Origin of the sequence: Ochrobactrum sp. Q0168 (assembly GCF_016427605.1) — a bacterium.
GTDB lineage: Bacteria > Pseudomonadota > Alphaproteobacteria > Rhizobiales > Rhizobiaceae > Brucella.
Window position 1 is genome coordinate 26,911 of sequence record NZ_JAELXQ010000003.1, and the last position, 26,440, is coordinate 53,350.

Below are 26,440 nucleotides of genomic sequence, written 5' to 3' on the forward strand. Positions count from 1 at the left end.
TCCTGATCGGGCGCAAAGGATAATTATACTTATGACATTACGGTCATACTATTGATTGGCATGTTGGGGTGCCGACCAACTGGAGGATAAAATGAAGTTCATTCTCATCGCAGCGGCAGTATCGGTTGCTTTCGTAAGCGGTGCTGGGGCATCCGCGCCAGTGACGACCAAGGAACCTGTTCAGACGTCGGCCTCAAAGCCCGATACTAACGCGACTATCATCGCAGTCGGAGGCCAGCGCACTAATGGGCGTGTCCTTTTGGGCGGACGCAGCGCGTTCGGCGGATAACCACGCTTACCTTTGCGCGGGTTGCCAGTCGACGCGGGGGCGTGCGGCGAGTGAGGGAACGTGCTGTCTCTCTCACTCGCCGGCTTTATTGCAGCGCGTTGTTGGCGCGCTATTATGCGGAAGCGAGCGCTTCTGCGATTGTATCTTTAATAGCCAGACGCTGCTTGCGCAAAAGGGTCTCTTCTTCTTGGCTCAAGGGCGTAATCTTCGTTTCAGCCAGATGAATACGATCATTGACGGTGTCATATTCTTCGAGAATGCGCGCAAAGCGGGCATCCTTCGCCTTGAGGGCGTGAATAGCTTCGATCTGTCCTGGAAATTCTTCTCCAAGCGTGTGCGGCGTGTTCGACATGACGTCTCCTTCCTTTGCTTTAGCTGAGCTTCGCAGAGCCAGTCGGAACGGGCATTGATTGCGATCAAGTCCAAGCTATAGCTTAAACAATAATCGATGTTGGATGGTTCCGGGCGGTTGACTGGTCTTCCGCGCAGTTCGCGGAGGATCATTTTGTAAAGACTGTCGGCTTCCATCCGCGGGCAAAGCCCATCGACATTGCAAGGCTCGCATATTCGATTTCCTTTACCAGAAAATCACGATCCTTCAGCAAGGCTTCGATAGCTGCTCGCATATCGCCATTGTGGTAGGCGAGAACCAAGTCGATCTCGTTCTCGTAACCTTCTTTTTGCACAAGCGCGTTCATTTGCCGTGCTCCTCATAAGCAGACATCACATTTCCAATTGTGTTGGAATCCATTGGCTTTCGCCAGCATTGTTCCTATTTTGTTCTGTTGTCGTTTAGGAGTCAAGCATGTTGCAATCCATGTCGCATGGATTCGCCGGGGTTCTGTGTAACTAGTTGTAATTTAACGGAATCTATTTGTACGCAAGCGTGATACGAAAATTGCTGCGGAAACTCACAGCCCGTTGCGCAACCTACTGATTTTCTTGAAGAAAATATTGGCTGGGGAACCTGGATTCGAACCAAGACTAACGGAGTCAGAGTCCGTTGTTCTACCCTTAAACTATTCCCCAGCAAGGATTGCAAATTATGCTCTTATCGAGCGTTTGCAATTGCGACAGAAGCATGAAGCTCGTTCGCGACGGCTTCCATCTAGCGAACTCAAACCGCGAACGCAACCCCTTTCTTTGAAAAAAAGAATAGCAAATTTGGCCGTCCCCAATTTGTCGTGCGGCAATCGTCGCAAACAACCGCAAGGCTTGGCCTTTTTGCCGGACAGGCGGTTCGCAGGGCGTCAGAATAAAAAGGCCCGGCCAGCGGAGGAGCGGGCCGGGCAAAGGGCAGGCTGGCCGAGAGGGGACCCGGCTTGTGAAGGTGGCGCCTGCCAGATGTTCCATCAGCAGTTCGGTGAAGGGGGGCTCGAACTGCCTGAGATGCAGGGTGCTGAGGCCATAGCCTCAGCAGATATGGCGGGTAGCCTCGATACGGCGCTGCACGTCGGCCAGCGAGCGCAGAACACGCGTCGGATTTTCGCGACCGCGATAATGCGTCGCCGTATAGACATCACCGCGATGCAGACCAATGTCGTGCAGCAAATAATCGTCAAGCTCGTTCAGTCGCATCACATGCTGGCGATGGCGGAAAATCATCCAGCGACGCAGAGCCGACGTAAACACAGCTTTCACCGTTTGCGCGAGCGTGGAGGTCTCTGCGCGCGTTGCCGGTAAATAGGTCGTCGTTGTCTTGCTTATCGCTGTCATGTCCGCTCTCCTTTAATCAGCGGTGCTAAGGGGTTTTTATCGCCAGGGTCATGCGCTTTCGCGGCTCCTTTCCTTTACGACGACTGCTTTATCCAACAATCGAATTGATTGTTCCAACGAATGTTTCTAATGTCATTCTTCAATAATAGTGATGGATAGCGCCCATGAGCACGCCGCTGGATCTGGATCAGTTACAAACCTTCATCGCGATAGCTGATACGGGCAGTTTCACACGTGCAGCCGATGCGATCTTCAAGACGCAATCGGCGGTTTCCATGCAGATGCGGCGGCTCGAGGAACGGATCGGAAAGCCCCTGTTTGAGCGGGACGGGCGCTCCAATCGTCTGACAGAGGATGGCGACCGGCTTCTGCTTTATGCGCGGCGGATGATGCAGCTGAATGGCGAGACCATTGCCGCTTTCGATGATACGCAGCTGGAAGGGCATGTGCGTATCGGAACGCCCGACGATTATGCCGATCGCTTCCTGCCGGAAATCATGGCGCGTTTCGCCCGCTCCAATCCGCGTGTGGAGCTTTCTGTCGTCTGCGAGCCGACGGTCAATCTCGATGAAATGATCCGTCGCGGCACGCTGGATATCGCGCTGGTCACCCAGTGCGACGACAAGCGCCGCTCGGAAGTGGTGCGCACCGAGCCACTGCTCTGGGTCACGTCGGCCAATCATGCCGTGCATGAGGAAGCCGTACTGCCGCTTGCGGTGGGTCGCCCGACCTGCATCTGGCGTCATGCTGCAATCGAAGTGCTGGAAGCGGCGAAACGCGATTATCGCATCATCATCACGAGCTGGTCTGCGACGGTTTCTGCGGCCGCGGTTCTCTCCGGCCTTGCCGTTTCGGTGCTGCCGGAATGCGCGTTGCGTCCGGGGATGCGGGTGCTGGGCGAGGCAGACGGGTTTGGCACCTTGCCGGAATTCGGCATCGGCATCATGCGCGGCCATAACAAGCAGAATGCGGTGGTGGATGCGCTGGCGCAGCACATCATCGAAAGCCTCGACAATATTTCGTCGCCGCAGCCGGGAGGCCTTGTCGGCGCGATGAGTTCGCCGGAAATTTCGTCGTTTCCGGCGGTTCGCACGCGCAGGGTGCGGGCCAATGAGTTGTTGCCGGGCTGGTGAGGCCGGTTGATAAGCATGCAATGATTTTAGACGCGACTTCTTGACCAGCCGTACCGGCTGATGGCCTATGATGGGATGAGCATGGGTTCCGATTCGAGTTTTACCGGCGCATCGTCGAATGTCGCCGAGTATAGCGTTTCCGAGATTTCCGGCGCCTTGAAGCGCACGGTCGAGGATGTGTTCGGCCATGTGCGCGTGCGGGGCGAAATCTCCGGCTATCGCGGGCCGCATTCATCCGGTCATGCCTATTTCGCCTTGAAGGACGACCGCTCGCGGCTGGAAGCCGTGATCTGGCGCGGCTCCATGGGCCGTCTGCGTTTTCGTCCCGAAGAAGGCATGGAAGTTATCGCCACCGGCAAGCTGACCACCTATCCGGGTTCGTCGAAATATCAGATCGTTATCGAGCAGATGGAACCGGCGGGCGCCGGTGCGCTGATGGCGCTTCTGGAAGAGCGCAAGCGCCGCCTTGCGGCGGAAGGTCTGTTCGATCCGGCGGTCAAGCAGCTTCTGCCCTTTATGCCGCGGGTGATCGGGGTGGTGACATCGCCGACAGGCGCGGTGATCCGCGATATTATTCACCGCATTTCTGATCGCTATCCGCTGCATGTCATTGTCTGGCCTGTGCGCGTGCAGGGCGAGACGAGCGGCCTCGAAGTGGCCGCTGCGGTGAACGGCTTCAATGCCTTGCCGGAAGATGGCGCGATCGCGCGTCCCGATGTGCTGATCGTGGCGCGCGGCGGCGGCAGTCTGGAAGACCTGTGGGGCTTCAACGACGAAATCGTCGTGCGTGCCGTCGCGGCATCGCATATTCCGGTGATTTCGGCGGTCGGCCACGAAACCGACTGGACGCTGATCGATCTTGCCGCCGATGTGCGCGCACCGACACCAACCGGGGCTGCTGAAATGGCCGTGCCGGTCAGGGCCGATTTGCAGGCAACGCTTGCCGGACAATCGGCGCGGTTGGCCTCGGCCATGTCGCGCTTCATCGATCTCAAGCGGCAGGCGCATCGCGCGGCTGCGCGCGCGCTGCCTTCCGCCGACCAGTTGCTGGCCTTGCCGCGCCGACGCTTTGACGAATCCGCCTCGCGGCTGACGCGGGCGCTGTTCGTCAACACGCAGAAGAAGCGTGTGCATTTCGAAGGGCGCGCCCGGCAATTGTCGCCGCGCCTGTTGCAGCGCCGTTTCGTGGAACAGCAGCGCACCATGTCGCTGCTTGGTCAGCGGCTGCCGCGCGCGCTGGAAGCCTTTTTGCGGGAACGCCGCACGGCGCTCTCGCATCGCGGCGACCGGCTGGTTCCGGAACCGATCTTGCGGCGGACCCGCCTTGCCACATCGACCGTCGAGCAGCTGGATCGCAGGCGCGATCAGGCTGTGCGGCTTTTGATCGAACGGGCCAAACGGCGCGGGCAGGAACTGGAGCGCCTCATGCGCACCCTGTCTTATGAAAGCGTGCTGGATCGCGGCTTCGCCATCGTGTTCGACGCAGACGGTCATCCGGTCAAGCAGGCTGCAAGTGTGGCTACGGGCGATGCGCTATCGCTTCGCTTCCGCGATGGCGATGTGGCTGTGGTTGCCGATGGCGGCACTGACGACGAATCGCCAGCCAGGCCCAGCGCACCGAAAAAGCCTGCATCATCCCGTCCGGGCGGGCAGGGATCGCTATTTTAGCAACACTCGCAATGTCTTGAACACCGAATTGAGAAGCCGAGCGCAAGCTCCGCTGTTCTCTTAAGGCTGGCTTAAGCTTGGCCTTTTCTTTCTCGCACATCCGAAATGATCGGCACAATTCCGGCGCGACGACCCTCGTTCCCCGCCGCGAAGCGTGTCCAACGAAGAGTTCAAGGATGTCGCGTAAAAACTCCCAGGACGCCAACTTTTCCGGCTTGAAGACGGTGGTGTTCAGCCGCCGCAGCTTTCTGATCGGTGCAAGCGCCGTCGCGCTATCAGGCTGTGTTTCGACCGCCCAGCCGCCGCAACCGGCGAAGCCGGTCAACAAGCCGGTCGCCCCGTCGCAGCCGGTGCCGCTCATGTATCAGGCCATGCCGGAAGAGCAGTTTCCGCTCCCCGCTGTCGATATCAGCAAGGTCGATCCGAAATTCTGGCGACAGGAAGTCGATTATCCGACCTCCGAGGTGAAGGGCACCATCATCGTCGATACGCCGAACAAATATCTCTATCACGTGCTGGGCAACGGTCGTGCGATGCGCTACGGCATCGGCGTCGGTCGTGATGGCTTCGCCTGGGCGGGCCGTGCTGTGGTGGCCTATAAGCGCCAATGGCCGCGCTGGACGCCGCCGGACGAGATGGTGGCGCGTCAGCCGGCGCTGCAGCCTTACAGCATCGCCAATGGCGGTATGCCCCCCGGCCTCAAGAACCCGCTTGGCGCGCGCGCCATGTATATCCATAAGGATGGTCGCGATACGCTATATCGTATCCACGGATCGCCGGAAGCATGGAGCATCGGCAAAGCCGTATCCTCCGGCTGCATCCGCATGCTCAATCAGGATGTGATCGATCTTTATAACAATGTGCGCGATGGCAGCACGATTGTCGTGATCCCCGATCCGACCAAAGGTCAGCAGGTCACGAGCTGATAAAAACGAAAAGGGCGCGAAGTACGCGCCCTTTTTCGTTTAACGCTTAATAGGCATATTCCAGGAAGATCGGCTCGACGGAACCGCCCCAGATGCTGTTATAGGCTTTCAGCATGCGCTCGGCATCGGTGATGCCAGCGGCGACGATTTCTTCCAGGGGGCTGAGGAAGTGGGTTTCGTCGAAGCCTTCCGCGTTCAGCTTGTTGCGGTTCTTGAGCCCGAGACGCGAAATCTTCAGCGTTTCGCGAGCGATGCCTTCCAGCGGCTTGCCGCGGAATTGGGCCGTGAGGGCCTTGGTGGGCACATCGTTGCGCAGCGCCAGAACCTCTTCGTAGGTCCAGTCCTTGGTCAGCATTTCGGCTGCCGTCAGTGCTTCTTCATCATAGAGCAGGCCGACCCAATAGGCGGGCAGGGCGCAGATGCGCCGCCATGGACCGCCGTCTGCACCGCGCATTTCGAGGAAGCGCTTGAGGCGAACTTCCGGGAACAGCGTCGAGAGATGGTTGGTCCAGTCGCCCATATTCGGCACCGGATCGCTGACTTCACCCTTCAACGCGCCGTTCATGAACTGGCGGAACGTGACATGGGTGCAGTCGTGATAACGGCCATCCCGCAGGATAAAATACATCGGAATATCGAGCGCCCAGTTGACATAGTCCGCAAAGCCGAAATTTTCCGAGAAGACGAAAGGCAGTACGCCAGCGCGCTGGTTGTCGGTATCGCGCCAGATATTGGAGCGCCATGACAGAAGGCCGTTCGGCTTGCCCTCAGTGAAAGGCGAGCTGGAAAACAGCGCCGTGGCGACCGATTGCAGTTTCATCGAAACCTGCATCTTGCGGCGCATGTCGCGTTCGGAGCTGAAATCGAGATTAACCTGAATGGTCGAGGTGCGGTACATCATGTCCAGACCTTCATGGCCGACCTTCGGCATGTAGTTGGTCATGATCTTGTAGCGCGACTTCGGCATGACCGGCGTTTCGGCCAGCGTCCATTTCGGGCTGCCGCCGACACCGAGAAAACGAATGCCCAGAGGCTCGGCGATTTCCCGCACCTGGCTCAGATGCGCGTTCATCTCGCGGCAGGTCTGGTGAATGGTGGTCAGCGGTGCGCCGGAAAGCTCGAACTGGCCGCCCGGCTCCAGCGAAATCGCGCCCTGTCCGGTCGGCTCCACCAATCCGATGATGTTGCCTTCATCCATGATCGGCTCCCAGCCGAGCATGGCCTGCATGCCTTCCAGAATAGCCTTGATGCCGCGCGGGCCCGCGTAGGGCACGGGGCTGTTGTCGGCCGTATAGAAGGGAAATTTCTCGTGCTCGGTGCCGATGCGCCAGGCATCCTTGGGTTTGTTTCCCCCGGCAAGATAGATCGCCAGTTCTTCAACGCCCGTCAGTGCCGTTTCGTCAGTCGTATCGCGCGCCATACAGTCTATCCCTGGTCGTATTTCAGCTTTTCAGCGTGATTGGACAAATTTGTCAAATCGCGCAAGTCAATTTCATTGAACGATCGATTTAGAGAACATCATGCCGCATTTCTCCAGTCGCCCAGAATGGCCTGCACCAGGGCCATGGCCGCAACCGCGGCCGTATCCGCCCGCAAGATGCGAGGGCCGAGCGGAATGGCCGTCACGAAGGGCAGACGATGCAGCACCTGCCGCTCTTCTTCCGAAAACCCGCCTTCCGGGCCGATCAGAAGCCCCATCGGCCAAGGCTTCGATTGGGGCTTCAAACCTTGCAGAATGCTCAACGGATCGTCCGATTCGTGGCCTTCATCGCAAAAGATCAGGCGGCGCGACGGGTCCCACTGCTCGATAAAGCGGTCGAAGCGTAGGGCGTCGCGGCATTCCGGTATGGCAAGCACGCCGCATTGCTCGGCAGCTTCTATGGCATTGGCCTTTATCTTGTCGGTGCTGAGCTTCGGCACCTGTGTGTGCTGGGTGACGACCGGCTGCAAAACACCAGCGCCCATTTCAACGGCCTTTTGCACCATATAATCGAGGCGGCCCTGCTTCAGCGGCGCGAAACAATAGACGAGATCGCTCGGCGCGGGCTGCGGGCGCGTCTTCTCAACGGGTACGAGCAGAACACGCTTCTTGCCTTCCGGCTTCAGCCGGGCCTTCCATTCACCGTCGCGCCCGTTGAAGACGAGAACTTCATCGCCTTCTTTCAGGCGCAGCACGTGAGTGAGATAATGGGCAGCCTGCGGCGCGGCCTCGACCGGCGTTTCCGGGGCAAGAGCGTCCTCGATATAAAGTCGTTGCATTCTGTAATTTGCGCGCATGATCGCATCGATGGCAGAGGGCAAGCCCGCCGGTCAAGCGCTTTGTGTGGCTGTTCTGCCAGCCTTCGCATTGAAAACAGCTCTCACTTGAAGAAAAGCTTACACAAACAATTGATGGGAAATGTCTGGTGGTTGAATCTAATTAGATTGTATCCATATAGGTATGAAGCTATCTATTTGAATGGAATTGAAGTGATGAAACAAGCTTGGGTCGAATTCGCGCCGCTTCTTGCAAGCACTGCCAGAGGATGGCGGAAAGCCTTTGATGCGGCCATGGCGGAGCATGGTCTTTCCGATGCGAAAGCCGTTCCGCTGATGACCCTCTTGCGGCATGGCGATCTGATCCCTCAGGGTATGCTGGCTGAACGGGTCGGCATTGAGGGGGCGACGATCGTTCGTGTCGTCGATGAGCTGGAGAAGGATGGCCTGATCCTGCGCGTCGCCGACGATGCCGACCGTCGCGTCAAACTCATCCAGTTGACAGAAGACGGCCGCGCCCTCGCCACCAAGGTGGAAAAGTCTGCGGCACGTCTTCGGACGCAGTTTCTAAGCGATTTCGACGCCGAACAGGTCGATGTCGCCATGGAAGTACTGCGCAAGCTGAATGAGAAATTCCTGAACATCTAAATCAACGCTGCCTTCGAAAACCATGACCAAGCCTGCCGAAACAACACCGAAGTTCTGGGACGTCGTCTTTTCTTTAAAGACGTTCGCCGCCGGTATGCTTGCCTTGTGGATTGCGCTGATGGCCAATCTGCCAAACCCCTACTGGTCGATTGCCGCCGTTTACATCGTCGCGCATCCGCTTTCGGGGGCGACCACGTCCAAGGGCATCTATCGTCTGATCGGCACAATCATCGGCGGCGCGGTGACGATCCTTTTCGTGCCGCATCTGATCAATTCGCCAGAGATCCTGACCGTTGCCATCGGCTTGTGGATGGGCGTCTGTCTGGCGATCAGCCTGCTTGACGGCACGCCGCGTAGTTACCTCTTCATGCTCGCCGGTTATACGGTGGCGATTGCAAGTTTTGCCGTGGTTTCCGTTCCCGAAACCACCTTTGATTATGCGCTTGGCCGCGTCGAGGAAATTGCCATTGGCATTGTCTGCGCGGCGCTGGTCAATCGCCTCGTCTTTCCGCGCCACAGCGGGCCGGTTCTGGTCGGTCGTATTGACAACTGGCTGCGTGAGGGCTCGCGGCTCGCCGTCGCCACCATGCGCGGCGAGGGCGCGAGCCCACAATTTCTGCGCGACCGCCAGCGTCTGGCTGCCGACGCGCTGGAACTGCGCAACCTGACCACCCATGTGGCCTATGACACCTCGTCCATCCGCGGGGTCGGAACGATGCTGCATGTGCTGCAACAGCGCATGGTGGCCGTGCTGCCGATCATTTCCAGCCTGCATGATGTCATCGTGCTGAAGCCGGGCGAGGGGGAAAAGCCCTGGCATCCCGCCGTCCAGCAGCTTCTTGATGAAGCCTGCGACTGGCTCGAAAGCGGCGAGAGCCTTAGCGAAGAACGCCGCGCCGTTCTGTTGAAGCTGATTGACGAGATTGATCGCCACGGCAAGGACGCTTCCAGCTGGGGCGAGTTGCTGCCGTTCAACCTGGCCGCTCGCGTGCGCGATCTGGTTCAGATCTGGAGTGATTGCATCACGCTGCGTCAAGATATCGTGTCGGGTGCGAAGCGGGGTCATGCGCTGCGCTGGCGTCGTTACGACGCTCATTTGAAGGGGCGTCCGGCGCACCGCGATTATGGCATGGCGTTTCTGTCGGGTTTTTCGGCTTTTCTCGCAACCTGTGTCGCGACGGCTTTCTGGATCGCGACCGGCTGGTCTCAGGGCAGTGCGGCTGCGATGATGGCAGGCATCTTCTGCTGTATCTTCGCGACGATGGACGATCCCGTGCCGGTGATGCGCAAGTTCAACTGGCTGCTGCTGATCGTGATCGCAGCCGCTTTCATCTTTGAATTTGCGTTGCTGCCGCTGGTGGACGGTTTCTTCCCGCTGGCGCTGGTGCTGGGTCTGTTTCTGGTGCCTGCCGGTGTGCTTCTGGCAATCCCATCGCAGTTTCTGTTGGGCATGGTGCTCTGTGTGAACCTGCCGAATATGCTCATGCTGCAAAGCCACGCCACCTCGGATTTCGTCAGTTTTGCCAATGCCAATCTGGCGACAGTTATCGGTATCGTCATGGCCGCCGTGGTTACGTCTATCGTGCGCTCGGTCGGCGCCGAATGGAGCGTGCGGCGTCTGGTCAAAGCCGGCTGGCGCGATATCATTGCTGCCACGGAACGCGGTCCGAGCCGTCATCGCCGGCAGCGCATGAATCGCCTGTTGCTGCGCATGATCGACCGCATCGGCATGATGACGCCGCGTCTGGCGCTGATCCCGTCGGCGGATGTTGCCAAGGTCGATCTGCTGCGCGACCTGCGCAACGGGATGAACACCATCGACCTGCAGCAATATCGCGCCAAGCTGCCCGAACCCTGCCGCGAGGCGGTGGATGCGGTGCTGGACGGTGTCGGCGCGCATTATCGGGCCCTGTCCAAAGGCGGACCGAACAGCCCGTCGCGCCAGGGGATTGACGAACAGCTGCTCGCCTCCATCGACAAGGCGATAGCGGCGATCATCGAGAGCGGTTCGCCCGCCATTGCCCGCCGTCCGCGGCTTGCGCTGGTGGCGCTGCGTTTCAACCTGTTTCCCAAGGCGCCGCCTTTCGCTTTGCCGCCGCGCCCGCAATTGGAGCTGCCGCAAGCTGCCTGACGAAAAGCCGCCGGAAGAACAGCCCCGTGAAGACCTGAATGTGAACAATCATGAGACCTGAACTCGATATATACGGGATCTATATCCCGACTCTGGGCGTGCTGGCGCTTGGCGCCTATGTCCTCAATACGATCATGCAGCGCCTGCTGGCGCGCGTGCGTTTCTACCGTTTTGTGTGGCACCGGCCCTTGTTCGATGCCGCCATGTATTTCTGCATTCTTGGCGCTGCCGCCCTTATCTTGAACGGAATAGACTGATGAAAAAGCTCTTCGCACATACTGGCCGGGTTTTTCTCACCCTCGTCATGGTCACAATGGCGGGGCTGCTTGGCTGGCAACTCTGGGATTATTACATGAATGCGCCATGGACGCGCGACGGCAAGATCCTTGCCGATGTGGTGCGGGTTGCGCCTGACGTTTCGGGTCTGGTGAGCGAGGTTCTCGTTCGCGATAACCAGTCTATCAAAAAGGGCGATGTGATTTTCCGCATCGATCAGGCGCGTTACAAGCTGGCGCTGCAGACCGCTGAAGCCAAGGTCGACAGCAGCAAAGCCGCGCTCGACATGGCCAATCGCGATCTGGTCCGTTATCGCCAGCTCAACGACACCACCGTAACCCGCCAGAAGCTGGAACAGGTCGAAACCACGGCCATGCAGGCCGAAGCGGCTTACCGTCAGGCCGGTCTGGACCGTGATCTGGCCGCCCTCAATATGGAGCGGTCTTCGGTCAAGGCGACGGTCAATGGCGTCATCACCAACTTCTCGCTCCAGCCGGGCGACTATGTCACCGCGGGTTCTGCCGTGACGGCGCTGGTGGACACGGATTCCTATTATGTCGCGGGCTATTTCGAGGAAAACAAGCTTGAGCGCATCAAGATCGGCGATCCGGTTCTGGTCGATGTCATGGGCAGCAAGGTGCAGCTCAAGGGCAAGGTGGAAGGCATTGCCGGTGGCATCGAGGATCGCGAACGCACGGCGACCACAAGCCTGCTTGCCAATGTCACGCCGACTTTCAACTGGGTGCGTCTTGCGCAGCGTGTGCCGGTTCGGGTGAAGCTGGAGGAGGTGCCGGATGGCGTGCATCTCGTGGCAGGCCGAACGGTCAGCGTTTCGGTGGTCGAATAATCGACATCCTACTGATTAAAGGCCCGGCTGTTGTCCGGGCCTTTTTCGTGTTAGCCAATGAAAAAAGAGATCTACGGGGTCGTCTATGCGCGTATTGGTCGTCCAGAACTATGACGGGGCGGGGCTGGGGCAGATCGAGCCTGTCCTGGCGCAAGCCGGTTATTCGATTGATCTGCGCCACCCTTATAATGGCGATGCGCTACCCGCCGATGCCAGCGAACATAATGCGCTGATTGTTCTGGGCGGCGAGCAGAATGCACTGGCCGATGCCGAATTTGCCTATTTCCCGCACCTGCTCGATATCATCCGCGGCTTTGGCGACAAGGATAAGGCCGTGCTTGGCATTTGTCTGGGTAGTCAGCTGGTAGCGCGCGCCTATGGCGGCGAGAATATTCTCGACCGCCCGATGGAGTTCGGCTGGCAGGAAGTGCGCTTGACCGAGGAAGGGCAGCGCGATCCGGTGCTTTCGACGGCAGGCCATGCGTTTCCGATCTTCCACTGGCACCGCGATACATTCACCCTTCCGACTGGTGCCGTGCATATGGCGTCGAGCGACATGACGCAGAATCAGGCCTACCGGATCGGTCGGGCGGTCTATGGCACGCAGTTCCATTTCGAGGCCGATACCGGGCTGGTGAAGGAATGGAATACGCAGCTTGGAGATATGATTGAAGAATTCGCACCGGGTTGGGACAAGGCGTTTCCGCAATTGGCCGAAAGCGTTGGCCGCTCTTCCGACAGAGCGGGCGCGGCCCTCGCCAAAGCCTGGATCGACCAGATTTAAACCCAACATTAACCTTGCGGATAGACTTCGCGTTGCTGCTTTGCCACATCCTGTCAGCAATGCGTGGTTTTGTGAAAAAAGCGCGGTGAACGACGCTTCCGTTCAGTTGCGGGTAACTTTTATCGGGTGTAACTGAACGCCGTCTCCCGGGCAATGATCGGTCGGGCAGGGCTTCACGCCATGCTCGCAACGGCGGCTCGTTTTATCGAATTTCATCCGGCAACCGTCGAAAGAGTTTCCGAACATGACCGCCAAGCATGCCGCCCTTCTTACCGTCCTGATGGTCTCCGCGATCGTGTTCATGGCAGTCGGCATCTTCACAGTCGATGCCGGTAACACGATGGTTTCGAGCGACGGTTACGGAATTTCCAGCGCTCATTAATTCGCTTCGATGAAGCGCTTTTCCACGCCGTCGATTGCGATTGCCGAGAGCAGGCCGCTCTTCCAGGCATAGGTGTCGAGATTGACCCGGTTGGGCTGAATATCGACAACAGTTTGCGGCGTATGCCCATGGATGATCACCTTTGCGAGGGGATCGGTCCATTTCAAAAACAGCGTCCGTATCCAGATAAGATCGTCGGCGTCCTGCTCTTCGAGCGGCAGGGCCGGATCGACGCCTGCGTGGCAGAAAAAGAAATCCCCGAACGAGAGCCAGCGCGGCATCGCGCGTATGAAATCGATATGCGCCCGCGGTACGGCCTTCACCAGCGCTTCATGGCTGCGCCGAGCTTTATCCGGATCGGAAAAATCGAGTTCCACCCCATAGGAGCGTCCGGTCTCCACGCCGCCGTGCAGGGCGAAGATGCCTGCCGTGTCGCCGGTGGCGAGATAATTGAGAAAGCCTTCGTCGTGATTGCCGAGCAGCGACAGGATGCGCGGATCATTTGCGGACGTCTCAATGAGAAAATCCAGCACTTCCTTCGATTGCGGTCCCCGGTCGATATAATCGCCGAGATGGATGATGCGCCAGTCGTGGACGGGGCGATGGTCGAGATCGGCGCGGATCAACCCATGCATGTCCTGCAACAGATCGAAGCGGCCATGCACATCGCCAATGGCATAAAGGCGGATGTTTTGCGGGCCGCACGCCTCCTTGAAAACCACACCGGTCATTCGCCTTCATCCTTCACTTCCTTCACTGCATTGGTGCCCGCCCGCTGGCGGAAGCGCAGCCGCGAGACACGTTCGCGCTCTTCGTTCAGCTCGCGGTCATGCGTCGCCTGCTCGACGAAGCGGATATGCTTTTGCACCGCCTCCCGCGCTGCCTGCGGGTTGCCGGCCATCACCGCATCGTAAATAGCGCGATGCTGCGAAAGGAACATGTCGGAGACGCCCGGATAGCTGTAGATGAGGCTGCGGTTATAAAATACGCCATCCTTCAAAAGCTGGTAGCAGGAGCGCAAGGTGTGCAGTAGCACGATATTATGCGCCGCTTCGCCGACCGCATTATGCAGCTCCACATCAAGGCGTGCTTCGGTGTCGAAATCGCTGGCGCCATGCGCGGTTTCCATCGCATGCATGATTTCGGTCAAAAGCGCCTTGTCGGCGGGCGTGGCGCGAAGTGCCGCATATTCGGCGGCAATGCTTTCTATCTCGCGACGGTATTCGAGATAGTCCGCTGTCGCCTTGCGATGATCGGCAAAAAGCTTGACCACGGGGGCGCTGAAGACCTGCCCGATGACATCGGCCACGAATGTTCCGCCGCCGTGGCGGGATGTCAAAAGACCAGCCGTTTCAAGGCGCTTCAGGGCATCGCGCAGGATGGGCCGGGAAATGTCGAACTGACGCGCCAGCTCACGCTCGCCGGGCAGACGGTCGCCGCCGCGCAGCACGCCCTCCAGAATGAGCGTCTCGATCTGGTATACGACATCGTCCGCTGTGCGGCTCGTCTGTATGCGGGAGAAAATCGTTTCGGCCATGCCGTTCAAGCCCTTTGCGTATCGGCGGCAAGGTAGCCGCAAGGGACGGACCCGGCAACGGAATATATTGAAAATAAAGCGCGACTGGCGATCCAGCCGGGCTTTCTGATGGTTGGAAGAGGGGCGTTTTAAGCCTTTTTGCGCTTGCGCGTCGAAACCAGCACAAACAGACCGGCGACAACGCCATACATCGCCCATTTGAACGGCAGCGCGTCAGCAGTTTCGCTGCGGATCGGCAGCACGGTCACGGTGCCCGGGCGGCTTTCGACGCCGGATTTGCCTTCCGCCTTCGCCTGTTCGATCTGCTGCGGGGACACGACCCATTCCGCGCCGCGGGACTTGTCGTAGAACATGAAGCCGCAACCGACGACAACAGCAACGATGATTGCAAGGATAAAACGGATCGGAGTGTTCATTATCTTTCCTCAGGCTTTGAACGATGCGGCAGGCATTTTGGGAGGAAATACCCTGCCGCATGTATATGCACGCATTTCTAATGCGTGCGTTACATAGCCAGCGAAAGACTTGATGTCTATTTTTGAGATGCGACCTGTGGAGAACTGCCGCTCTCCCAATAGGGAACAGGCCCGTAAAGATCGGCGATATAATCTATGAACAGGCGCACCTTGGCAGGCAGGAACTGTTTCGAGGGATAGACCGCGTGAATGGCCACATTGCGCGACGCGGTGTAATCGGGCAGCACCTGCACCAGCTTGCCCGCCGCCAGTTCCGGGCCGATGTCCCAGGTGGAGCGCTGTGCAATACCGAGACCGGCCAGCACGGCCTCGCGCACCATTTCGCTGGAATTGGTCTGGAGCGGACCGACCGGGCGAATGACGATTGGCCCCTTCGGGCCTTCCAGGCGCCATGGGTCATTATTGTGCGGCGCAAGGCAGATATGCGCCTGCAAGTCTTCGATAGTCTCAGGCGTGCCGCGTTCGGCGATATAGCCGGGCGAGGCGACGAGCAGGCGACGGACCGGCGCCAGCCTGCGCGCCACTAGTGTCGAATCCGACAATTCGCCGATGCGAATGGCGAGGTCATAGCCGTCGCCGACAATATCGACCATTTCGTCGGTTAATTGCATATTGACCGTCAGGTCGGCATTGGCGCGCATGAAAGGCACCAGATAGGGCGCGATATGCATGCGCCCGAAGGTCGTCGGGGCCGAGATTTTCAGCGTGCCGCGCGCATCGGCGGAACGCCGCGCGACGAAAGCTTCCGCTTCCTCGATATTGGACAATATGGCCAAGACGCGCTCGTGATAGCCATGACCGGCCTCGGTGAGCGCGATCTGGCGCGTGGTGCGTTGCAGAAGCCGGGTGCCGAGGCGCTCTTCCAGCCGCCCGAGACGTTTGGAAACCACGGCGGGCGAAAGGCCAAGATCGCGCGCCGCCGCCGACATGCTGCCGGTTGCGACCACGCGGGCAAAGATTTCCATATCGGCCAGACTGCTGCTCATCATGATCGCGTCATCCACTCCCACCGAATTGCCCTGCGCTTCAATTGCATCTAGCCGAGAGCTACAAGGCTCGGCAAGCAATTATGCCACAGCGTGAAAACTGTTATGCGAACCGCGCAAGTGGTAAAAATGATTTACCACTTGACGAATTTGGTGTGGAGTGCACTGTGTTTGCGGAATTGGTGGAGGAGCAAATGAGCGGATTGATTATGCCGGAGCCGGATGCGTCCGTCATGCAGCGGCGCGGGCAGATCGTGGATGATCTGCGCGGCATCGTACCGGGGGAGGGCGTGGTCGATACGGTCAACGCGATGCGCGTGTTCGAGAGCGACGGCCTGACCGCGCATCGCTCGCTGCCGCTGGTGGTGGTGCTGCCGGAAACGGTCGATCAGGTCTCCAAGGTTCTGCGTTATTGCCACGAGAATGGCATTCGCGTTGTACCGCGCGGCGCGGGTACATCGTTGTCGGGCGGTTCGATGCCGCTGCGGGATGCGGTGCTGCTCGGCATGTCCCGCTTCAATCGTATTCTCGAAATCGATTATCCAAATCGCGTTGCCGTGGTGCAGCCGGGCGTGACCAATCTTGGCATTACCAAAGCCGTCGAGCATGAGGGCTTTTATTATGCGCCCGATCCATCATCGCAGATTGCCTGTTCCATCGGCGGCAATGTCGCTGAAAATGCTGGTGGCGTGCATTGTCTCAAATACGGCCTGACCGCGAATAATGTTCTGGGCATCGAAATGGTGCTCATCACCGGCGAGGTGCTCCGCCTTGGCGGCAAGCATCTCGACAGCGAGGGCTATGATCTACTAGGGCTGACGACCGGTTCGGAGGGCCTGCTTGGCGTTGTGACGGAAATCACGGTGCGCATTTTGCAAAAGCCGGAAACGGCGCGCGCCGTCATGGTCGGCTTTCCATCTAGCGAACAGGCTGGCCAGTGCGTGGCGGATATTATCGGTGCAGGCATTATTCCCGGCGGGATGGAGATGATGGACCGGCCTGCCATCAAAGCGGCGGAGGATTTTGTCCGCGTCGGCTATCCGCTTGATGTTGAAGCGTTGTTGATTGTCGAACTCGACGGCCCGCCGGTGGAAGTCGATCACTTGATCGGTCGGGTCGAAGCGCTGGCGCTGCGCAACGGTTCCACGACCTGTATTTTGTCGCAGTCGGAAGAGCAGCGCCTTGCTTTCTGGGCCGGGCGCAAGGCGGCTTTCCCGGCGGTGGGGCGCATATCGCCCGATTATCTGTGCATGGATGGCACCATTCCGCGCAAGGAGCTGCCGCGTGTGCTGTCAGGCATGCGCGACTTGTCGGAAAAATACGGATTGCGGGTGGCCAATGTGTTCCATGCGGGCGACGGCAATCTGCATCCGTTGATTCTCTATGATGCGAATATCCCCGGTGAACTGGAAGCCGCCGAAAACTTCGGCGCGGATATTTTGCGGCTTTGTGTGAAAGTTGGCGGGGTTCTCACCGGCGAACACGGCGTCGGCATCGAAAAGCGCGATCTGATGCCGGAAATGTTCAATGACATCGACCTCGACCAGCAGATGCGCGTCAAGTGTGCCTTCGATGCCAAACATCTGCTCAATCCCGGCAAGGTGTTTCCGCAATTGCGCCGCTGCGCCGAGCTTGGCCGCATGCATGTGCATCGCGGCGAGCTGGCCTTCCCGGATATTCCCCGATTCTGAGTTGTGGTTTTGATCATGAGCGATGCAAATATTCTAAAGCCGCAGGATGAGGCGGGTGTTCTGGAGGCTGTGCAGGATGCGCTGGCCAGTTCCACCCCGCTGGAAATCATCGGCCATGGCTCCCAGCGCGGCATCGGGCACCGGGTCGATGCCGGGCGCGTGCTCGACGTGTCACGGCTTGCGGGGGTGACCCTGTATGAGCCGGACGAGCTGGTGCTCTCTGCGAAGGCCGGAACGCCGATGGTCGAGATAGAAAAGCTTCTGGCTGACAACAATCAGTGCTTTCATTTCGAGCCGATGGATTACGGCCCGTTGCTGTCGGGCGAGGCTGGTCGCGGCACAGTCGGAGGGGCGCTTGCCGCCAATCTGTCTGGTCCGCGCCGTCTCAAGGCGGGCGCAGCGCGCGACCATGTGCTCGGCGTGCGCGTTGTGTCTGGACGAGGCGAATTGTTCAAATCCGGCGGTCGCGTGGTCAAGAACGTGACAGGCTATGATCTCTCCAAGGGCATGGCCAATTCCTGGGGCACGCTGGGCGTCGCCACCGAGGTGACGTTCAAGGTTCTGCCGAAGCCGGAAACGGCGGCCACGCTCGCCGTGCGCGGATTGACCGACGAACAGGCGGCGCGCGTCATGGCGATGGCGATGGGATCGCGCGAGGAGGTCGCTTCCGCAGCGCATTTGCCACCGACGGTTGCCAATCGCTTCCTTGACGGAAAGCTGGGCTGGCAAGCGGCGACCGTGTTGCGGCTTGAGGGCTTTGCGCCTTCGGTAGAGCATCGCAGCCGCCAATTGCAGGCGCTGTTGAGCCGGACCGGCACGGTGGAAGTGCTGGACAGCGTGCAATCGCAGCAGCTCTGGCGCGAAGTGCGCGATGTCCTGCCTTATGCCAATGCGGGCGACAATCGTGCTGTCTGGCGTGTGTCGATGACGCCGATGCAAGGCTGGCAGTTGGTGGACGAGTTCCGCCGTCACGCGGGCGTGGATGCCTATTACGACTGGCAGGGCGGCCTGATCTGGATGCGGATGGAGGCCGACCCCGAAGCGCAGGTCTTGCGCAAACTCATCGCCAGACATGGCGGCGGTCACGCGACGCTGGTGCGCGCGCCCGACGCGATCCGGGCTGGCATCGATGTGTTCGAACCGCAGCCCGCAGCTCTTGCCGCCCTGTCGCAGCGGTTGAAGCAGCAATTCGATCCGGAAAACATTCTCAATCCCGGACGTATGCATTCTTATCAGGTTGGAGCGTGACACGATGCAAACCCATTTCAGCCCCGACCAGCTTCGCGATCCTGGCGTTCAGGAATCGGAAAAAATCCTGCGTAAATGCGTGCATTGCGGTTTCTGCACGGCCACATGCCCGACCTATGTGACGCTGGGCAACGAACTCGACAGCCCGCGCGGGCGCATTTATCTGATCAAGGATATGCTGGAAAACGGCCGTCCGGCGGATGAGGAGGTCGTGCGCCATGTCGACCGTTGCCTGTCGTGCCTCTCCTGCATGACGACTTGTCCTTCGGGCGTCAATTACATGCATCTGGTCGATCATGCCCGCGCCCATATCGAGAAAACCTACAAGCGCCCCTTCATGAGCCGTTTTCTGCGCGGGGTTCTGGCGCAGGTTCTGCCCTATCCGGGCCGGTTCCGCGCAGCACTGAAACTGGCAAAGCTCGGCAAGCCGTTTGCACCGCTTTTGCGCAAGAGCGATGCCTTGAAACCCATGGCGGCGATGCTTGATCTCGCGCCGCAAAACTTGCCAGCGGCGGCCCCTATTGAAACCGTCAGCGCCGCCAAAGGCGAAAGGCGCGGTCGCGTGGCGATTCTCAACGGCTGTGCGCAGCCCGTGCTCAATCCGGGTATCAATGCCGCCACCTTGCGGCTCTTGAACCGCTTCGGCATCGAAGTGGTGACGCCGAAGGGCGAAGGCTGCTGCGGTTCGCTGGTTCACCATATGGGCCGTGAAGAACAGGCGCTGGAACAGGCGCGGCACAATGTCGATGTCTGGATGCGCGAGATTGAGGCAGGCGGTCTCGATGCGATCATCGTCACGGCATCCGGCTGCGGCACGACGATAAAGGATTATGGCTACATGCTGCGGCTCGATCCGGCCTACCAGGACAAGGCTGCGCGGGTTTCGGCGCTGGCAAAGGACATCACCGAATATCTGACCCTCATCGACCTGCCGGAACCCGATGCGCCGCAGGCGTTGACGGTCGCCTATCACTCGGCCTGCTCGATGCAGCATGGGCAGAAAATTGTGCGACAGCCGAAAGACCTGCTCTCCAAGGCGGGTTTTACGGTGAAGGAACCGCTGGAAGGACACCTGTGCTGCGGATCGGCTGGCACCTATAACATCATGCAGCCGGAGATTGCCGCCAAGCTGCGCGACCGCAAGGTGAAGAATATCGAGGCAACCGGTGCCGCCCTTATTGCAACCGGCAATATCGGCTGCATGACGCAGATTGCCACTGGCAGCAAATTGCCGATTGTCCACACGGTGGAGCTGATCGACTGGGCCTATGGCGGGCCAAAGCCGGTCGCTCTCTGAGGCTCCCGTCTTCACTGACGCGGCATAGTGCAACGGAAAGCCAAAAAGCCGGTCTGAATTCAGACCGGCTTTTATGGAATGTCATAATATCACAGAAGCGTCAGGCCGCGAGACCCTTGCGGATACGCTCGGCAATTTCCGCGATACGGGCATTGCCATGGCTGCGGCGCGCCGAAACAAGGCAGGCCTGCGAGCGCAGGATCACGCCATCTTCCAGCACCTTCAGGCGATTGGCGCGCAAGGTGGAACCGGTCGACGTAATATCGACAATCATGTCGGCAGAACCTGCCGCCGGAGCGCCTTCGGTCGCGCCAAGGCTTTCCACGATGCGGTAAACCTGAATGCCGTGCTTCTGCGAGAAGAACTGCTGTGTCAGACGCCAATATTTGGTGGCGATGCGTAGGCGGCGACCATGACGCTGGCGGAAATCGGCAGCCACGTCATCAAGGTCGGCCATGCTGGTCACATCGCGCCAGACTTCCGGCACGGCAACAACCACATCGGCGTGACCGAAGCCAAGTTGCGCCTCGATGGCCACGCGCTCATCGGCATGGGCCAATGTTTCGCGCACGAGGTCTTCCCCCGTGACGCCCATATCAACGCTGCCATAGCCCAGCTCGCGGGCAATCTCGGAAGCCGACAGGAACAGAATATCGAGGTCGTCTTCACCTTCGACGCGCGCGCGGTAATTGCGGTCGTCATCCGGCAGGATCACCTTGTATCCGGCCTTTTCGAGAACGGCGAGCGTCTGTTCCTTCAGCCGCCCCTTGGACGGCAATGCCAGTGTGACGCTCATTTCGTTGCTCCCGCCAATGCCTGAAGCCGGTCCAGCCAGATGGAGAAGCCGACGCCGGGAATATTTTCGGAAGCGCCGAGCATGGTCAAAAGCCGGTCGTAACGGCCGCCGCCTGCCAGAACCGCGTCCTTTTCCACGCCAGCGGCGCGAATTTCATAGACGAGGCCGGTGTAGTAATCGAGCGGACGGCCGAACGACGCGTCATAGACGATATCGCTGGTCTTGATGCCAGCCGCAGCAATCGCCTCGGCGCGAGCTTCGAATTTCTGAAGTACGGCTCCGAGATCGAGCGCATTTTCGGATGCGAAAGCGCGCAAGGTGACCGATGCGGAATCGAGCGTGACATGGGTTTCCAGAAACTGCTTGAGCAGATTGAGCGCCGATGCAGGGAAGCGTGTCGCGGCCAGATCTTCCTTTTCGATCAGGCGGCGGGCGATTTCGGCCGGCGAACGGCCAGCGCCCGGCGAAATGCCAGCTTCCAGCATTTCTGCTTCCAGCATCCGCGCAAGGCCGGTTTCGTCACCTTCGGCAACGAGAACGGCCAGCGTTTCCGGCAGGGAATCGCGCGGCTTGGCACCCGTCAGCTCGGCCAGAGCCAGCTGCATGGAATGCGCATCGCCGAAGGAACGCAGCAGCTTCTTGCGCCAGCCCTGCGGCAGACCAAGCGCCTTGAGCATACCGGCAAAAACCGACTGGTCGCCCAGCACGATCTCAAGCCCGGCCTGTGGAGCGACAGAGCGGACGCAGGACAGCGCATCGGCAATCGAGCGCGCATCCGAAGCCGCCTCATCGGCAGCACCCAGATCCTCGATCCCGGCCTGAAGAAATTCAGCCGCGCCGTCACGGCGCTGGCGGAACACTTCGCCGAGATAGGCATAACGTTTCGGCGTTGCGGCATTGAGCGCGATATGGTTGCGACAGACGGGAATGGTGAATTCCGGCCGCAGGCACAGGCTGTCGCCATTTTCATTTTCGGTGAGGAAAATACGACGGCGCAAATCCTCGCCCGCCATATCCAGAAATGGATCGGCAGGCTGGATCAGCGGTATTTCCACCAGATCGGCATCGCGCGCATCAAGCTCTGTGCGAAGCGCGTTGAAAACCGGCGATGTGCGCGTTGCGGCCATGGTTCCGATCACTTTGCGGCTTGAGCGCGGTCCTGCGCCTGACTGCTGAGAATTTCCCGAACCGCTTCGACCAGACCGTCTTCCTTGACGGTGATCTGCGCCGGACGGCTCTCGCGCCAGGTCACATTATCCTCGATCTCGGCGGAAAGGCGCTTGCCTTCGACCAGATCCTTGATCTGCACTTCACCGGCTTCGCGCTCCTGAGAGCCCTGAATGATCACGCAGGGCGCATCGCGACGGTCGGCATATTTCATCTGCGCCTTCATGCCGGAGCCGCCGACATACATTTCAGCGCGGATGCCCTGCTGGCGCAGATCGGAGACCATCTTCTGATAGCGACCCAGGCTTTCCGTGTCCTTGTCCATCACCAGTACGACAACCGGGCCGACGACATCGGATACATCCAGTTTGCCAAGATTTTTCAGCGCCGTCATCAGGCGCGAAACACCGATGGAGAAGCCCGTAGCCGGAACCGGCTCGCCACGGAAGCGCGACACGAGACCGTCATAACGACCGCCCCCGCCAACCGAACCGAACACGACCTTCTGTCCGTCTTCATTGGTCACGTCGAACAGAAGCTCGGCTTCGAAAACTGGACCAGTATAATATTCGAGACCACGAACCACGGAAGGATCGATCTTCACGCGACCATCATAGCCGCCTGCCGAGAACAGCGCCTGCATGTCGGCAAGTTCAGTGACACCTTCTTCGCCCTTGGCGTTGCCTGCAACGACGGCGCGCAGATTGGCAATCGTATCGGCGCCCGTCGCACCACCGGCAGCGGTGAAGGCCAGCACCTTTTCAATTGCGGCATCGGTCAGTTCTGCGCCCTTGGTGAAATCGCCGCTTTCGTCGAGGCGCCCCTTGCCGAGCAGAAGGCGCACGCCTTCGGGTCCAAACTTGTCGAGCTTGTCGATAGCGCGCAGTACATTCAGGCGCTTGGCGGCATTGCCCTCGCCTTCAAGGCCGATGGCATCCAGCACGCCGTCCAGAACCTTACGGTTGTTGACGCGGATCGCGTAATCGCCGCGACGAATGCCGAGACGCTCCAGCGTGTCGGCCATCATCATGCACATTTCGGCATCGGCGGAGACGTTCGGCGCGCCAACCGTGTCGGCGTCGAACTGCATGAATTGACGGAAGCGGCCTGGGCCCGGCTTTTCGTTGCGGAACACCCAGCCATTGCGATAGCTGCGATAAGGTTTTGGCAGCTGCTCGAAATTTTCGGCGACATAGCGCGCCAGCGGCGCGGTCAGATCATAGCGCAGCGACAGCCACTGCTCGTCATCATCCTGAAAGGAGAACACGCCTTCATTCGGGCGGTCCTGATCCGGAAGAAACTTTCCGAGCGCGTCCGTATATTCCACCAGAGGCGTTTCCACCGGCTCGAAACCATAAAGGTCATAGACTTCGCGGATCGTCGCCATCATCTTTTCGGCGGCGCGCAAGTCGTCCGGAACCCGATCGACAAACCCGCGCGGCAGCCGCGCCTTCATCTTGTCCGCTTTATCGGCCATTTTTCCTGCCTGATCGCTAAATATATACAATACATGCCGGAAAAAACCGGCAGCAAACCCGTTGCCGGTTTCCTAACCGATCAAGTCCGTTGCGGCAAGTGCAGGAAGCGTGTTCAACGTGCGGCAATGGCGACGGCGGCGCTCGCCATCACGCCAGCGCTGGTCCGATTGGCGATGCGCATCATGCGCGGGCTGCGCAAAACACGCCGCGCCTGCGCGGCCAGCACTACCCAGGCGGTATCGACCGCTGCCAGAACGACAAACATGACAGCGAGCAACTCTACCCAGCCCGTGAGCGATACGTGGGTGATGTCCACCACCGTCGGCAGAATGGCGATATAAAAGACCATGATCTTCGGATTGCCGAGCGTGACGGCAAGTGCGCTCAGGAAAAGCTTGCGCCCTTCGCCATGACGCGGAATGGCGTCTTCATCCGCTTCCTCTGTGACCGGTGCAAACCACATTTTCCACGACAGATAGATCAGATAGGCGACGCCCGCATATTTCAGCACCAGAAACGCGGTGTGGAAGCTGTTGGCCAGAGCGGACAGCCCCCAGACGGCGAGCGACAGCCATATGGCGTCGCCAAGCCAAAGGCCGAACATGAATGGAAAGACGCCCTTGTGCCCACGGCTGATGACGCGCGCCACCAGCGCACCGACATTCGGCCCCGGCGTGCCTGCGGCAACAACCAGAATACCCGCGAAAGCAATGAGCGACGTCAAATCCATAATCGGTTCTCCGAACAAGCGGGTTTTTCTGGCAGAAAGACTGCTGCTTAGCAATCCCCGTTAATTGGATCCCATCTTATTGGGGTCGGCGAAATGCCAGACGCAGTTTTTCGACATGGGCGCGACAATGGCAGCCTTCGATATGGTCGTTGACCAGACCCATGGCCTGCATGAAAGCGTAAACCGTCGTCGGCCCCACAAAGGACCAGCCCCGCTTTTTCAAATCCTTGGAAATACGAATGGAGGTTTCGGTTTTCGGATTAGCGATCAGGGTCGGATAATCCACGACGGCAGGGCGGTCCTCCGCACCCGGTTCGAACGACCAGAAATAGGCTGCGAGCGAGCCCTTTTCCGCGACGAGTTCTATGGCGCGTTTGGCATTGTTGATCGTGGATTCGATCTTGCCGCGATGGCGGACAATGCCCTTGTCGGCCAGCAGGCGTTCCACGTCTTTTTCGTCATAGCGCGCGACACGGTGGAAATCGAAGCCATCGAATGCCGCGCGGAAATTTTCGCGCTTGCGCAGGATGGTGAGCCAGGACAGGCCTGACTGGAAACCTTCCAGGCATATCTTCTCGAACAGCCGGAAATCATCGGAAACCGGCACGCCCCATTCATTGTCGTGATAGGCGAGATAATCCGGCAATACGCCCGGCCAGAAGCAGCGGGTCTTGCCATCTTCGCTGACGATCAAACCTGTCTTGACCTCGGCAACATCACTCATTTTCCCGCCTCCATTTGCTGCTCATGACGCTATCCGAAAACTGTTTCCCACTTTTCGGGGACATGCGCAAAGCTTCATCGATCATTAAACATGTGACGCAACCCGACGCTAACCACAACTCTACTTAGAGCTTCAGGCAGGCAGATCACGCGACCGAAATTTACCTTTCCGATTCCATTGGGGCGCACAATCCCGTCATGAAATAAAGGGCTGCTCTCCTGACAGCACATGTCAGGAGCTGCAGACAGGCAACCGCGCCAATGGACCCAGACAGGTGAAGCAAACGGGATGATGGCGCAAAGAGAGACGGATCTGGACCATGCAACCACGTCATCTTCTTTTGATCGGATCGCTTGCGGCGATTGCCGTTTCCATCGTCAGCACGGGCATGGCTTTTGCCAATGACCGTTACGCGACCTTGCCGCCGGTCGCCGTCAGTCCCGACCTTTCCGCACCGTGGGTCGCGCAGCTGCACGGCCAGCCTGCACGCGTACAGATGCCGGACGGCACCGTCCAGCAGCCGGTGCGCCGCACGACGGTGAAGCAAAAGCAGAAGTCGAAGGCGAATTATCGTGCGGTTTCCTACCAGCGCCCGGCAAGCAATCCAGCCGCCGCGCCCGCCAAGCACCAGATCGATCCAATCTATCTGCCGCAGGTCGTGTCCTATTCCGGCAGTGAAAAGTCCGGCACCATCGTGATCGATACCAGCAAGCGCTTTCTCTATCTCGTCCAGTCCGACGGCAAGGCCATGCGTTACGGCGTCGGCGTGGGCAAGCAGGGTTTCAGCTGGAAAGGTTCGCAGCGCATCAGCCGCAAGGCCGAATGGCCCACCTGGACGCCGCCCAAGGAAATGATCGCCCGCGAGCGTCGTAAGGGCCGCATCCTGCCCGCGCGCATGGATGGAGGCGTCAACAATCCGCTCGGCGCACGCGCGCTTTATCTCGGCTCCACGCTTTACCGTATTCACGGCACCAACCAGCCATGGACCATCGGCAAGGCCATGTCTTCCGGCTGCATCCGCATGCGCAACGAGGATGTGACCGATCTCTATGAACGGGTCCCCATCGGCGCCCGCGTGGTGGTTCGCTGACCCGTTCCGGAACAATTTTGCAGTCCAACAAAGCCGCCCTCTTCGCCGGGCGGCTTTTTTAAATTCATAATCATGAAACATTGGATTTTTTGATGAAATCAACCTGCCACAGGCCCAAAAACAACCTGAAAAGGCTTTTGCTTTTCCCGCGAACACCCATATGC

28 protein-coding genes and 1 tRNA gene are annotated in these 26,440 nt (G+C 59.2%); 14 read left to right on the forward strand and 15 right to left on the reverse strand.

The genetic code is table 11. The annotated features are described in order from the left end of the window. Positions 1–91 precede the first annotated feature (91 nt). The gene (locus tag JAU75_RS08250) at positions 92–289 is read left to right on the forward strand and encodes a hypothetical protein (protein WP_199056053.1); all 198 of its coding nucleotides are present in this window, start codon (positions 92–94) and stop codon (positions 287–289) included. A 112-nt stretch (positions 290–401) separates the two neighbouring features. Here the strand turns inward: JAU75_RS08250 and JAU75_RS08255 are convergent, their stop codons facing one another. From JAU75_RS08255 to JAU75_RS08270, 4 genes are all read right to left on the reverse strand, one after another. After that, positions 402–641: a YdcH family protein gene (locus JAU75_RS08255; RefSeq protein ID WP_199056054.1), complete on the reverse strand. Its 240-nt coding sequence runs from the start codon at positions 639–641 to the stop codon at positions 402–404. 148 nt (positions 642–789) lie between these two features. Further along, positions 790–987 (reverse strand): hypothetical protein, encoded by a 198-nt coding sequence (locus JAU75_RS08260; RefSeq protein WP_199056055.1) that lies wholly within the window; start codon positions 985–987, stop codon positions 790–792. Between the two features lie 257 nt (positions 988–1,244). Beyond that, positions 1,245–1,318: transfer RNA gene (locus JAU75_RS08265), tRNA-Gln, on the reverse strand. Positions 1,319–1,702: 384 nt separating this feature from the next. After that, the gene (locus JAU75_RS08270) at positions 1,703–2,005 is read right to left on the reverse strand and encodes a DUF1127 domain-containing protein (protein WP_199056056.1); all 303 of its coding nucleotides are present in this window, start codon (positions 2,003–2,005) and stop codon (positions 1,703–1,705) included. A 164-nt stretch (positions 2,006–2,169) separates the two neighbouring features. Here JAU75_RS08270 and JAU75_RS08275 point away from each other — a divergent pair, with 164 nt between their 5' ends. The 3 genes from JAU75_RS08275 to JAU75_RS08285 all read left to right on the forward strand — a co-directional run bounded on the left by JAU75_RS08275 (position 2,170) and on the right by JAU75_RS08285 (position 5,732). Continuing rightward, positions 2,170–3,138, forward strand: coding sequence for a LysR substrate-binding domain-containing protein (locus tag JAU75_RS08275; RefSeq protein WP_199056057.1), 969 nt, complete (start codon positions 2,170–2,172; stop codon positions 3,136–3,138). Between the two features lie 81 nt (positions 3,139–3,219). Beyond that, a complete protein-coding gene (xseA, locus tag JAU75_RS08280) occupies positions 3,220–4,806 on the forward strand; it encodes an exodeoxyribonuclease VII large subunit (protein WP_199056058.1) in 1,587 nt (528 codons plus the stop codon). 176 nt (positions 4,807–4,982) lie between these two features. Next, positions 4,983–5,732 carry a L,D-transpeptidase gene (locus tag JAU75_RS08285; protein WP_199056059.1) on the forward strand — a complete coding sequence of 250 codons (750 nt, stop codon included), beginning with the start codon at positions 4,983–4,985 and terminating at the stop codon, positions 5,730–5,732. A gap of 46 nt (positions 5,733–5,778) precedes the next feature. Here JAU75_RS08285 and JAU75_RS08290 read toward each other — a convergent pair whose 3' ends face one another. Continuing rightward, complete coding sequence (locus tag JAU75_RS08290) at positions 5,779–7,152, reverse strand: glutamate--cysteine ligase (protein WP_199056060.1); 1,374 nt, start codon at positions 7,150–7,152, stop codon at positions 5,779–5,781. 98 nt (positions 7,153–7,250) lie between these two features. Further along, positions 7,251–8,009, reverse strand: coding sequence for a 16S rRNA (uracil(1498)-N(3))-methyltransferase (locus JAU75_RS08295; RefSeq protein WP_371836130.1), 759 nt, complete (start codon positions 8,007–8,009; stop codon positions 7,251–7,253). Between the two features lie 195 nt (positions 8,010–8,204). On the opposite strand from JAU75_RS08295, the gene JAU75_RS08300 reads away from it, so the two are divergent. From JAU75_RS08300 to JAU75_RS08325, 6 genes are all read left to right on the forward strand, one after another. Next, the gene (locus tag JAU75_RS08300) at positions 8,205–8,636 is read left to right on the forward strand and encodes a MarR family transcriptional regulator (protein WP_199056062.1); all 432 of its coding nucleotides are present in this window, start codon (positions 8,205–8,207) and stop codon (positions 8,634–8,636) included. A gap of 22 nt (positions 8,637–8,658) precedes the next feature. Then, positions 8,659–10,767, forward strand: a complete 2,109-nt coding sequence (locus JAU75_RS08305) for an FUSC family protein (RefSeq protein WP_199056063.1) — start codon at positions 8,659–8,661, stop codon at positions 10,765–10,767. 50 nt (positions 10,768–10,817) lie between these two features. Then, positions 10,818–11,024: a DUF1656 domain-containing protein gene (locus JAU75_RS08310; protein ID WP_199056064.1), complete on the forward strand. Its 207-nt coding sequence runs from the start codon at positions 10,818–10,820 to the stop codon at positions 11,022–11,024. Continuing rightward, positions 11,024–11,890, forward strand: a complete 867-nt coding sequence (locus JAU75_RS08315; protein WP_199056065.1) for an HlyD family secretion protein — start codon at positions 11,024–11,026, stop codon at positions 11,888–11,890. Before JAU75_RS08310 ends, JAU75_RS08315 begins: the two co-directional genes overlap by 1 nt. 85 nt (positions 11,891–11,975) lie before the next feature. Beyond that, positions 11,976–12,674: a type 1 glutamine amidotransferase gene (locus JAU75_RS08320; protein ID WP_199056066.1), complete on the forward strand. Its 699-nt coding sequence runs from the start codon at positions 11,976–11,978 to the stop codon at positions 12,672–12,674. 244 nt (positions 12,675–12,918) lie between these two features. After that, a complete protein-coding gene (locus JAU75_RS08325; RefSeq protein ID WP_167836115.1) occupies positions 12,919–13,056 on the forward strand; it encodes a hypothetical protein in 138 nt (45 codons plus the stop codon). On the opposite strand, the gene JAU75_RS08330 is transcribed toward JAU75_RS08325, so the two are convergent. The 4 genes from JAU75_RS08330 to JAU75_RS08345 form a co-directional block, all read right to left on the reverse strand. Then, on the reverse strand, positions 13,053–13,787 hold the full coding sequence (locus tag JAU75_RS08330) for a metallophosphoesterase (RefSeq protein WP_199056067.1): 735 nt from the start codon (positions 13,785–13,787) through the stop codon (positions 13,053–13,055). The genes JAU75_RS08325 and JAU75_RS08330 overlap by 4 nt on opposite strands. Then, positions 13,784–14,593, reverse strand: a complete 810-nt coding sequence (locus tag JAU75_RS08335; RefSeq protein ID WP_199056068.1) for an FCD domain-containing protein — start codon at positions 14,591–14,593, stop codon at positions 13,784–13,786. Before JAU75_RS08335 ends, JAU75_RS08330 begins: the two co-directional genes overlap by 4 nt. A 128-nt stretch (positions 14,594–14,721) precedes the next feature. Beyond that, on the reverse strand, positions 14,722–15,009 hold the full coding sequence (locus tag JAU75_RS08340) for a hypothetical protein (protein WP_199056069.1): 288 nt from the start codon (positions 15,007–15,009) through the stop codon (positions 14,722–14,724). Positions 15,010–15,125: 116 nt separating this feature from the next. Continuing rightward, the gene (locus tag JAU75_RS08345) at positions 15,126–16,055 is read right to left on the reverse strand and encodes a LysR family transcriptional regulator (RefSeq protein WP_199056301.1); all 930 of its coding nucleotides are present in this window, start codon (positions 16,053–16,055) and stop codon (positions 15,126–15,128) included. A gap of 194 nt (positions 16,056–16,249) precedes the next feature. On the opposite strand from JAU75_RS08345, the gene JAU75_RS08350 reads away from it, so the two are divergent. The 3 genes from JAU75_RS08350 to glcF are packed head-to-tail and all read left to right on the forward strand — an operon-like array spanning position 16,250 to position 20,291. Then, the gene (locus JAU75_RS08350) at positions 16,250–17,746 is read left to right on the forward strand and encodes an FAD-linked oxidase C-terminal domain-containing protein (protein WP_199056070.1); all 1,497 of its coding nucleotides are present in this window, start codon (positions 16,250–16,252) and stop codon (positions 17,744–17,746) included. A gap of 15 nt (positions 17,747–17,761) precedes the next feature. Beyond that, positions 17,762–18,994, forward strand: coding sequence for a glycolate oxidase subunit GlcE (glcE, locus tag JAU75_RS08355; protein ID WP_199056071.1), 1,233 nt, complete (start codon positions 17,762–17,764; stop codon positions 18,992–18,994). Positions 18,995–18,998: 4 nt separating this feature from the next. Continuing rightward, on the forward strand, positions 18,999–20,291 hold the full coding sequence (glcF, locus tag JAU75_RS08360) for a glycolate oxidase subunit GlcF (protein ID WP_199056072.1): 1,293 nt from the start codon (positions 18,999–19,001) through the stop codon (positions 20,289–20,291). Positions 20,292–20,391: 100 nt separating this feature from the next. Here the strand turns inward: glcF and hisG are convergent, their stop codons facing one another. The 5 genes from hisG to JAU75_RS08385 form a co-directional block, all read right to left on the reverse strand. Continuing rightward, positions 20,392–21,087, reverse strand: a complete 696-nt coding sequence (hisG, locus tag JAU75_RS08365; RefSeq protein ID WP_199056073.1) for an ATP phosphoribosyltransferase — start codon at positions 21,085–21,087, stop codon at positions 20,392–20,394. Beyond that, positions 21,084–22,214 (reverse strand): ATP phosphoribosyltransferase regulatory subunit, encoded by a 1,131-nt coding sequence (locus JAU75_RS08370; RefSeq protein WP_199056074.1) that lies wholly within the window; start codon positions 22,212–22,214, stop codon positions 21,084–21,086. Before JAU75_RS08370 ends, hisG begins: the two co-directional genes overlap by 4 nt. An 8-nt stretch (positions 22,215–22,222) precedes the next feature. Then, positions 22,223–23,731 carry a histidine--tRNA ligase gene (gene hisS, locus JAU75_RS08375; RefSeq protein ID WP_199056075.1) on the reverse strand — a complete coding sequence of 503 codons (1,509 nt, stop codon included), beginning with the start codon at positions 23,729–23,731 and terminating at the stop codon, positions 22,223–22,225. Positions 23,732–23,844: 113 nt separating this feature from the next. Beyond that, a complete protein-coding gene (locus JAU75_RS08380) occupies positions 23,845–24,462 on the reverse strand; it encodes a LysE family translocator (RefSeq protein ID WP_199056076.1) in 618 nt (205 codons plus the stop codon). Between the two features lie 76 nt (positions 24,463–24,538). Then, positions 24,539–25,186, reverse strand: a complete 648-nt coding sequence (locus JAU75_RS08385) for a DNA-3-methyladenine glycosylase I (protein WP_199056077.1) — start codon at positions 25,184–25,186, stop codon at positions 24,539–24,541. A 319-nt stretch (positions 25,187–25,505) separates the two neighbouring features. Between JAU75_RS08385 and JAU75_RS08390 the strand changes: the two genes are divergently transcribed. Then, positions 25,506–26,276, forward strand: coding sequence for a L,D-transpeptidase (locus tag JAU75_RS08390; protein ID WP_199056078.1), 771 nt, complete (start codon positions 25,506–25,508; stop codon positions 26,274–26,276). Positions 26,277–26,440 lie beyond the last annotated feature (164 nt).